The following is a 9,595-nucleotide window of genomic DNA, read 5'->3' as shown; positions in this document are numbered from 1 at the left end:
CACCGAAACGGTCAGGAGCCGCCCCCCGACGTGGGGGTCGTCGTCGGGCCGGGAGCAGCCGCCGGGTTCGCCGTCTGCGGTGGCTACCCGGTGGCCTGGGTACCGGTGAGCGGCAGGGCACTACCGGCGACCCACCGGGCCCAGGAGATCGACCACTCGTTGCCGAGCTGCGCGGTGTCCGGCGGACGTCCGGTGTTCTTCACGTCGACGATGTCACCCAGTCGGCTGAATCGGTAGAACCATTCCGCGTCCGTGGGGGAAGCGTTCACACAACCATGCGAGACGTTGTTCTCCCCCTGTGCCCCGACCGACCACGGCGCCGAGTGAACGTACTCACCCCCGCTGGTGAACTGCACGTTCCACTGGACCGTCTCATAGTAGTAGTCGGGGTCACCCTTCGGGATTCCCACCGTCGCGGAGTCCATTATCACCGTCGCCGCGGTACCGAGGACGTTGTGCGGGCCGTCCATGGTCGGTGATGACGGCTTGCCGAGGCTGACCGGAAGGGTCCGCTGCAGAACTCCGTCGCGGTACACCTTCATGGTGTGAGTGGCGGCGTCGACGTAACTGATCTGGGCTGAGCCGACGACGAAGTCCGTTGCCCGGTCCTTCGCGCCGAAACGGGTGGCGCCGACGGCAAGGCCGGCGAGGTTCGCCGCGACATGCACCCGGGTACCGGCCTTCCAGTACTGCGCTGGACGCCAGCGCACAACCGTGTTAGAGGCCCAGTTCCAGGCGCCGCTCACCGGCGGATTCGCGGTCACCGCCAGCCGTCTCTGTACGGCCGCCCGGTCCACGACGGGTGCGTTGAAGGTCAACGTGATCGGCGTGCCTATACCGACGGTCTGCCCGTCGACCGGCACCCACGAAACCTTGAGGGTCTGGTCGGGGTTTGCGGTGGTGAAGGTGGCATCCGTGACCGTCGCGCCCGACGTACCCTCGCCGGCGGAGGTTCTGGCGGTGACCTGGTACTGCGTGTCCGCGAACAGTCCGCCGGTGGACGTCCAGGTCCGCCCATCCGCGGAGAGCTGACCGGCCAGGACGCCCGCGGTGGTGTCCTGGGATCTGCTGGCCCCCCGGTTCACGGTCACCGACTCCAGCGGGGTGCTGCTGCTCACCACCACCGTGCTGGTGAGCGCGACCCCCTTGGAACCGTTCGAAGGAGTGATGACGACCTGCGGTGCCTGCGCGGTCGGCGGCGTGGTCGGCGTACGCACGGCGAGCGCCGGACTACCGCCCGACCGGGGTGAGCACGAAGCCAGAGAGATACCGATGAGTACTGCCGCCACAACGGTCGGGGCCAGCGGTCCACGCGACTTGAATGGACCCGCCACAGCGCGCCCCCCCCTTATTGACCGACACGTCTCAAGCTCCTGCCGCTCGTGCACATTGCGACGGTACCCAGTAGCTGGAGCCACGGCAGTTCGATCATTGAATTGGTTGTTGTCAAACAGACGACCATAACTATTTGCCGAGCACTCGAGCGCGGAGAGTAGTGCTCTCTGTCGGTAACCCATGGCCATCCCTCATCGGTTCGTCGGGCACCCGAGGAGTTTCAGCCGGGCACAGGCCCGTCGCCCCGACCCGGGACACCGGTAATGTCGCGCCGGGCGGGACACCGGCCGAACCGGCGACTCCGATTCTGGTCCCGCCGGATTTTCGGGAGGCACGATGGCAATCATTCTCGGTCGCAATCAATACGGAAAGGCCGAAGTCAGACTCGTCCACATCGACCGTTCGACCCCGGTTCACCGGATCAGGGACATCACCGTGTCGACGGCGCTGCGCGGCGACTTCACCGATACCCATCTATATGGGGATAACAGTCACGTACTGGCGACCGACACCCAGAAGAACACCATCCACGCCTTCGCCCGGGACGGCGGCATCGGCGAGATCGAGGAGTTCGGGCTGCGGCTCGCCCGACACTTCGCCGGATCCCATGAATGGGTGACCGGCGCCCGGGTGGAGATCTCAGAACACGGCTGGCGACGGATCGACGTCGGGGGCAGGCCGCACGAACACGCTTTCTCGTCCGCCGGCGGTGAATACCGGACCACGGTGGTTACCGTCGACCACGGCGCACCTTATGTTGTTTCCGGGACAGCCGGGCTGGTGGTACTCAAGTCGACCGGATCGGAGTTCCGCGGATTTGCGCGGGACAAATACACGACCCTGGCCGAGACGGACGACCGGGTCCTCGCCACCGAGGTCACCGCCCGCTGGCGGTACACCGACGCCGAGGTCGAATTCGGGAGGCTCTTCCCGGATATACGGACGATACTACTCGAGACATTCGCCGAAGTGCACAGCCGGGCACTTCAGGAGACGTTGTACGCAATGGGCCACCGTGTTCTCACCGCCCATGCCGAAGTGGCCGAGATCCGGCTTTCGATGCCGAACCGGCACCACTTCCCGGTCGATCTGTCGCCCTTCGGCCTGGACAACCCCGGTACGGTCTTCGAGGTGGCCGACCGGCCGTACGGAAAGATCGAGGGAAGTGTGCTGCGCGACGACGCGCCCGATGAGGGGCCGGCGTGGCTCGCGGTCCCAGGCTTCTGCTGAACCCCGGTCGGACCCTCGCCGGACCCCGGTCAGGCCCTCGCCGGACCCCGGTCAGGCCCCGGGGGAGGCAAGCCGGACGAGATCCCCGGCCTTGGCCCCGAGCCTCTCGGCGGCGCTGCCACCGTTGACCGCGAGTGCCGCCAGCCCGGACGAGTCGACGTAGACGACGAGCTCCCCCGGACGCACCGATCCGAAGGTGACCCCGAACAGGGCCTGCGTCACCGACGAGGCCAGCATGATCCGGACGATCCGGCCGGGGGCCAGGCCTGCCGCGGCGAGCAGGGCCGGGTCCGCGGCCAGCGCGATGTTTCCGAAGTGGTCGGTGGTGACGACCTCCACCTCGACCTCGGCGGGGTCCGCGGAGACGAACCGCGCGACCGGCGGAGCAAGCCGTACCAGGCTCGCCGGATCCACCGGCACGCCGAGCGTCACCGGATCCCGTCCAGCCACGAGGGCGGCGGCCGCGGGCGCGAACACGTCCCGTCCGTGAAACGTCGCCGGCGTCCCGTCGGGAACGGGCAGCGCCACCGCGCGGCGCACGCCCCCCAGCGTGTCGGCCGCGGGCGGCAGCAGGCCGTTGTCGGGTCCGACGAGGATGCCCCGAGGCGTGGACACGGCGATTGCGCGCCGGGCAGTGCCGACTCCGGGGTCGACAACGGCGAGATGAACCGCGGGCGGCAGGTGGCGGACCGTCTGCGCGAGCACGACCGACCCGCGCCGCACATCACCGGCAGGTACCAGATGGGTGATGTCGATGATGTGCACGCCCGGCGCCCGGTCCAGCAGCACCCCGTGGCAGGCTGCCACGAACCCGTCGGCCAACCCGTAGTCGGTCAGAAAGCTCACGTAGCCCGCCGTGGCATCACCCGGCACGGGCATCACCCGGGTGGGTCACAGGACTCCGTCCACCCGGAGCCCGGCGATCTCCTCGGGGCTGTACCCGAGTTCGGTGAGGATGGTGTCGGTGTCCGCTCCGAGCGCGGGCAGTGGTCCCATCGGGGGATCCTCGCCGGGGAAACCGACCACCGGACGCAGTTGCCGGACCGGTCCGACGGGTGAGTCCACGCAGGTCCAACGGTTGCGCGCGGCCAGCTGCGGATGGTCGAGCAGCCCACGGACGGTGTTGAGGCGGGCGTGGGCGATGCCGGCCGCATCGAGGCGGGCGTCGACCTCCTCCGTCGTCAGCAGCGCGACGCCGGCCGCCACCAGCGCGTCGGTGCGGGCCCGGTTGCGCACCCGCGCCTGGTTGGTGGCGAAGTCGTCGTCCACGGCGAGATCGGGCCGGGCGAGTACCTCGGTCGCGAGCCGGGTCCACTCACGGTCGTTCTGCACACCGATCAGCACGCGGTCACCGTCCGCGGTGGTGAACGCCTCGTACGGCGTGATCGAGGGATGACTGATGCCCGAACGTGACGGTTCGACCCCGGTGTGTTCGACGCTCTGCACCGAATACCCCATCCATTCGGCCAGGGAATCGATCATCGTGACTTCAAGGGCGGCGCCGACGCCGGAGCGCTCCCGGCGCAGCAACGCGGCAAGAACCGCTTGGACGACATAGGTTCCGGCCGCGACGTCGCCCGCGGCGAACCCGGCCTTGGCCGGGTGCTCGGGGGTGCCGGTCGTGGCGATCAGCCCTGTCTCGGCCTGGACGAGCATGTCGTAGGCGCGTTTGTGGGAGTAGGGGCCGCCTGCTCCATAGCCGGAGAGGTCCACGGCCACGAGCCGGGGGTGCGCCGTGACCAGAGTGGCCGCGTCCAGCCCGAGCCTTGCCGCCGCTCCCGGCGCCAGGTTCTGCGCCACCACATCCGCGCGATCCACCAACCCGGTGAGCACCGCGCGGCCGGCAGCCGTCCCGACGTCCACCGTCAGTGACTCCTTCGACCTGTTCAGCCAGGCGAAGTGGGCCGACATGCCACCACGGACCGCGGTGTCGTAGGCGCGCGCGAAGTCCCCGGACCCAGGCCGTTCGACCTTCACCACCCGCGCCCCGAGATCGGCGAGATGACGGGTCGCGAACGGCAGAGCCACCGCGTGCTCAAGGCTGACGACGGTCACACCCTCCAGCGGCAGCAAGCCGTCACCAGCCCTCGCCGTCGACGACCTCGTGGCGTGCCGGGGAGATGGCGGGCGGCTGTTCGTCCGCGCAGGAGCCCGTCGGGACGTACAACGACGGGGTGTCATGCGAGATCGGCGGACCTCCGTTGGCGAACACCACCGCCAGCCATGGTGTGACGATGGCGATGACGATGGCGATGAACCGGGGCCAGCCGTTGAGCGCGACCACCGCGAGGACGAGGCACAAGGTACGGAACAGCATCGAGATCACGTAGCGTTGCTGGCGCCGGTGGATCTCCTCCGGGCGCGACACGGCCGCACGGGTGATCAGGGTGGTGGGGTTCTTCCGCCTCGTCCTCATCAGCACCAGCCGCTCCCCATCACCGTCCGGGGCCCGTCCGGGCGTCCCTCGGGCCTGTCCAGTGTGCACCGGTGGCGGCCGAACCGCCCGCGTGAACAGCCTGGCCCGGCCGGACTTCCCCGAGTATGCCCTGGCCGGCGGGTCCCACGGGTACGACCCGGTCACCGAGAAGATTCCCTATATCACGGTGAGGATTACCACGACGGCGGTCAGGGAGCTCGTGGGTTGAAATGGCTCGCTCGCGCGTTGAACCGGGTATCGAACGTCTGTGACGGATGCAACAGCGGGCAGTCGGCCCGCGCCGAATGTCCGCCCGGGGCGTCAACCTAGGTGGGAGCGACCGGGAATGATCTCCAACACCAGCCTCCACCAGCGCATGCGGTGGCACCTGTCGACGTCGGCACGTTCCGGGCCGCCCCGGGAGACCCCGCCCAAGCCCGCGCCCACGCCACCGCCGAAGTGGCGTCGGTGGCTGGTGCCCATCGGCGTGATCATCACCGCGCTCCTGCTGTTCGCCCCCAACCTGGTCGCGAAACAGGCGGCCTCCTACAGCTTCACCCAGTTCACCCAGCAGGTGGACGCCGATCGGGTACAGAACGTAACGATCAATGACAAAGGTGCCGTGACCGGAACCCTCAAGGACGGCACCGAGTTCCGCTCCCAGGTCCCGACAGCACTGAACACCCAGGGCGTCCTCGACCGGTTGCAGACCAAGAAGGTCGAGGTCAAGGCCACGCAGTCCGGTACGTCGTTCCTGTCGATCCTGCTGAGCTTCCTGCCACTGCTCCTGCTCGTCGCGTTCTTCATGTGGACCGGCAGGGCCGCTCAGCGTTCCCTGGCCGGTGGGCTCGGCGGTATCGGTCGATCCCGCACAAAAATCATTGATGCCGAACGACCGACCACCCGGTTCGCCGACGTGGCCGGGTACGAGGGCGCCAAGCAGGAGGTCAACGAGATCATCGACTTCCTCCGCCACCCCGACCGGTACCGGATGGCCGGGGCCAGGGGGCCGGGCGGGGTGCTCATGGTAGGCCCGCCGGGTACCGGCAAGACGCTGCTGGCCCGCGCGGTCGCCGGCGAGGCCGAGGTGCCCTTCCTGTCCGTGAGCGGGTCCGGGTTCGTCGAAATGTTCGTCGGGGTCGGCGCATCCCGGGTCCGTGACCTGTTCAACGAGGCACGCAAGCGGGCTCCATCCATCATCTTCATCGACGAGATCGACGCGATCGGCGGCAAGCGCGGATCCGGTCTGCTCGGCGGCAGCCACGACGAGCGGGAGCAGACCCTCAACCAGCTGCTCGCCGAGATGGACGGATTCGACCCGGCCGAAGGTGTGGTCGTGCTCGCCGCCACCAACCGGCCGGAGACCCTCGACCCGGCGCTGCTGCGACCCGGTCGCTTCGACCGGCAGGTCACCGTCCCCCTGCCCGCCCAGCGCGAACGGGCAGCCATCCTGAAGGTGCACAGCCGCGGCAAGCGTCTCGATCCGGACGTGGACCTGACCGTGGTCGCCCGCGCCACCCCCGGGTTCTCCGGCGCGGATCTCGCCAACCTGGTCAACGAGGCCGCGATCCACGCCGTGCGGGAAGGCCGTAGCGTCGTGACCGCAGGCGACCTCGACGCCGCCCGGGACAGGATCATCCTGGGCCGTCGGGACGCGACCAACGTGCTGCTGCCCGAGGAGAAGCAGTCGGTTGCCGTCCACGAGTCGGGCCATGCCCTCGTCGCCGCCCTCTCCCCGCACGCCGACCCGGTCGCGAAGATCACTATCCTGCCGGCGGGAATGGCGCTCGGCGCCACCGAACAGCTACCCGAGGACGAGCGGCACCTGTACACCGAGGGCTACCTGTACGCATCCCTGGCGGTGCGCCTCGGCGGCCGGGCCGCGGAGCTCGTCGTGTTCGGGCAGGGGTCGACCGGAGCCGCCAACGACCTGGCCGGGGCCACCCAGCTCGCGACCCGGATGGTCCGCGAGTTCGGCCTGTCCCCGGTACTCGGGCCGGTGGGTTACGCATCCGGCAACCCGCAGTACCTCGGCAACGACGAACTGATCACCCGACCGTACTCGGAGGAGACCCAGCGGGTCGTGGACTCGGAGGTGGCCCGGCTGCTACGGGAGGCCGAGGAGCAGGCCGTGACCCTGCTGCGCAGACACCGCCGTGCGCTGGACGCGCTCACCGGCATCCTGTTGGAACGCGAGACCGTGGACGGCGGTGTCCTCGACGACGTCCTGCGCGACCATGCCCTGCACGGCGATGCCCTGCACGACCACGCCCTGCACGACCATGCCCTGCACGGCGATGCCCGCGGTCCGGATCGCGAAACGGTTGCTCCACAGGCCGCGGACCTGTGAGCCACCATGCCCACCGCGCCCGCGCCCACCATGCCCATGCCCGCGCGTCCCGTCCGGACCGGGGCCGTGATTCGTCCTGGAAACGGCCGGAACCGTGCACGGGATGCGCTGGCGTGTGTTGCCCTGAAACAGGGACGGGACAGTTCCATGGCCGATCCGGGGATCAACCAGGTACCGTTCGACGCAGCTTCAGTCAGGTGTCCGATGCCACACTGGTAACAGCGCCGTGAAATCGGGATCACAGATGCTCGCACATTCGACAACGGGTAGACAGTACGGATGAGCACTTTCCGCGTGTGGGTGCCAGATGCCAAGACGGTGGGTGTGGTCACCAATGTCGGTGGCACCGAGACCGTCCATGAAATGCTGACCGACGACGGTGGTTGGTGGTGGGTGAACGTGCCCGCGGCCGGCCACGGCACCGACTACGCGTACCTCGTCGACGGCGAGGCCGACGAGCTGCCCGACCCGCGCTCGGCCTGGCAGCCGGACGGCGTCCACGGCCGGTCCCGGCTCGTCGACCACTCCCTGTTCACCTGGACCGACAGCACCTGGCGCGGGATCACGCTCGCCGGCAGCGTCCTGTACGAACTGCACGTCGGCACGTTCACGCCCGAAGGCACCTTCGACGCGGCTGTCGGACGGCTCGACCACCTGGTGGCGCTCGGAGTGGACGCGGTGGAGCTGCTGCCCGTCAACGCCTTCCCCGGCCGGCACGGCTGGGGATACGACGGGGTGGACCTGTTCACCGTCCACGAGCCCTACGGCGGCCCGGACGGGCTCAAGCGTTTCGTCGACGCGGCCCACAACCGGGGCATCGGCGTGATCATGGATGTGGTCTACAACCATCTCGGGCCCGACGGGAACTACCTCGCCCGTTTCGGCCCCTACTTCACCGACACCCGCACCACGCCCTGGGGGCCTGCGGTCAATCTCGACGCCCCCGGCTCCGACGAGGTGCGGGCCTTCATCATCGGCAACGCGCTCGGCTGGCTACGGGACTACCACTGCGACGGGCTGCGCCTGGACGCCGTGCACGCCTTCTCCGACGCCCGTGCCGTCCACCTGCTGGAGGAGATCACCACCGCGGTGCACGCGCTCGCGGCCCAGCAGCGCCGGCCACTGTTCGTGATCGCCGAATCCGACCTGAACGATCCCCGGCTGGTCACCGCGCCCGAAGCCGGCGGCCACGGCCTGGACGCGCAGTGGTGCGACGACTTCCACCACGCCCTGTGGACGGCGCTGTCTGGCGAGCGGCAGGGCTACTACAGCGACTTCGGTAGCCTCGCGACCCTGGCCAAGGCCACGGAACGCGCGTTCGTCCACGACGGGACATATTCGGCGTTTCGCGGGCGGTCGCATGGCCGCCCGGTACCCGGCCACCTTCCGGCCCACCGGTTCGTCGCCTTCCTGCAGAACCACGACCAGATCGGCAACCGGGCGATCGGCGACCGGGCCGGCGCCACGCTCAGCGCCGGCATGCTGCGGGTGGGGGCCGCCCTGCTGCTGACCTCCCCGTTCACCCCCATGCTGTTCATGGGCGAGGAATGGGGGGCGACCACGCCCTGGCAGTTCTTCACCGACCACACCGCGCCCGACCTTGCCGTGGCTGTCCGCAAGGGACGCCGCAGCGAGTTCGCGGCGCACGGCTGGGGTCCCGACGAGATCCCGGACCCGCAGGACGAGGCGACCTTCGCCCGCTCGAAGCTTGACTGGTCGGAGCTGAAATCCCCCAGGCACACGTCCCTGCTGAAGTGGTACCGGCGGCTGACCACACTACGGCGGACACTGCCCGACCTGACCGATCCGGCCCTGCCGTCGGTGCACTGCAGCTTCGACGAGGACGCCCGGTGGTTCGTGCTGCGCCGCGGCCAGGTCGCGATCGTGTGCAACCTGTCGGACCGACGCCAGCCGGTACCCGTCGAAGGGGTACCCTTCGACGTCCCGGCGGCGTCGACGAGCGGGTTCACCTACATGCCGGGTCGCATCGAACTCGACGCCGAATCAGTGGTGATCGCCCGCCTGCTCTGACCTGGCCGTGCGGCCGGGGTGCAAGCCGCGGAGCGGTATCATGATCAATAGGACCGGGTCGACAGGCCTCGGTCAACGGGACCGGGCAGACCGGAGCGGGTCAACGGGACCGGCCGCGATGTTCGGCGCGGGACACAAGCGCATACAACAGACCGAGAATGGCGACGGCAACAACCAGCACGACGACCAGCAGCACGACATAGGTCGTCATCCGCGACCATCATCCCTTCGAG

The 9,595-nt window shown here is 69.1% G+C and carries 8 protein-coding genes; 4 read left to right on the top strand and 4 right to left on the bottom strand.

The annotated features are described in order from the left end of the window. Nucleotides 1-83: 83 nt before the first annotated feature. Complete coding sequence (locus NBW77_RS09365) at nt 84-1,334, bottom strand: L,D-transpeptidase (RefSeq protein ID WP_242605788.1); 1,251 nt, start codon at nt 1,332-1,334, stop codon at nt 84-86. Between the two features lie 337 nt (nt 1,335-1,671). On the opposite strand from NBW77_RS09365, the gene pucL reads away from it, so the two are divergent. Continuing rightward, complete coding sequence (pucL, locus tag NBW77_RS09360) at nt 1,672-2,565, top strand: factor-independent urate hydroxylase (RefSeq protein WP_131746542.1); 894 nt, start codon at nt 1,672-1,674, stop codon at nt 2,563-2,565. Nucleotides 2,566-2,616: 51 nt separating this feature from the next. On the opposite strand, the gene NBW77_RS09355 is transcribed toward pucL, so the two are convergent. From NBW77_RS09355 to NBW77_RS09345, 3 genes are read right to left on the bottom strand one after another with little or no spacing between them, the layout of a single operon-like run. Then, on the bottom strand, nt 2,617-3,444 hold the full coding sequence (locus NBW77_RS09355) for an SAM-dependent chlorinase/fluorinase (RefSeq protein WP_131746572.1): 828 nt from the start codon (nt 3,442-3,444) through the stop codon (nt 2,617-2,619). Nucleotides 3,445-3,456: 12 nt separating this feature from the next. Continuing rightward, nucleotides 3,457-4,638 (bottom strand): CaiB/BaiF CoA transferase family protein, encoded by a 1,182-nt coding sequence (locus tag NBW77_RS09350; RefSeq protein WP_250279578.1) that lies wholly within the window; start codon nt 4,636-4,638, stop codon nt 3,457-3,459. Between the two features lie 4 nt (nt 4,639-4,642). Continuing rightward, nucleotides 4,643-4,981 (bottom strand): DUF3099 domain-containing protein, encoded by a 339-nt coding sequence (locus NBW77_RS09345; protein ID WP_131746571.1) that lies wholly within the window; start codon nt 4,979-4,981, stop codon nt 4,643-4,645. A 91-nt stretch (nt 4,982-5,072) separates the two neighbouring features. On the opposite strand from NBW77_RS09345, the gene NBW77_RS09340 reads away from it, so the two are divergent. The 3 genes from NBW77_RS09340 (at nt 5,073) to treZ (ending at nt 9,362) form a co-directional block, all read left to right on the top strand. Continuing rightward, nucleotides 5,073-5,210 carry a hypothetical protein gene (locus NBW77_RS09340; protein ID WP_165486031.1) on the top strand — a complete coding sequence of 46 codons (138 nt, stop codon included), beginning with the start codon at nt 5,073-5,075 and terminating at the stop codon, nt 5,208-5,210. Nucleotides 5,211-5,327: 117 nt separating this feature from the next. After that, nucleotides 5,328-7,331: an ATP-dependent zinc metalloprotease FtsH gene (ftsH, locus tag NBW77_RS09335; protein WP_131746540.1), complete on the top strand. Its 2,004-nt coding sequence runs from the start codon at nt 5,328-5,330 to the stop codon at nt 7,329-7,331. A gap of 279 nt (nt 7,332-7,610) precedes the next feature. After that, the gene (treZ, locus tag NBW77_RS09330; RefSeq protein WP_131746539.1) at nt 7,611-9,362 is read left to right on the top strand and encodes a malto-oligosyltrehalose trehalohydrolase; all 1,752 of its coding nucleotides are present in this window, start codon (nt 7,611-7,613) and stop codon (nt 9,360-9,362) included. Nucleotides 9,363-9,595: the final 233 nt, after the last annotated feature.

The organism is Frankia sp. Cppng1_Ct_nod (assembly GCF_920656135.1).
GTDB lineage: Bacteria > Actinomycetota > Actinomycetes > Frankiales > Frankiaceae > Protofrankia > Protofrankia meridionalis.
Note: the sequence above shows the minus strand (reverse complement) of the source record. Positions and strands in the feature narration are given on the sequence as shown.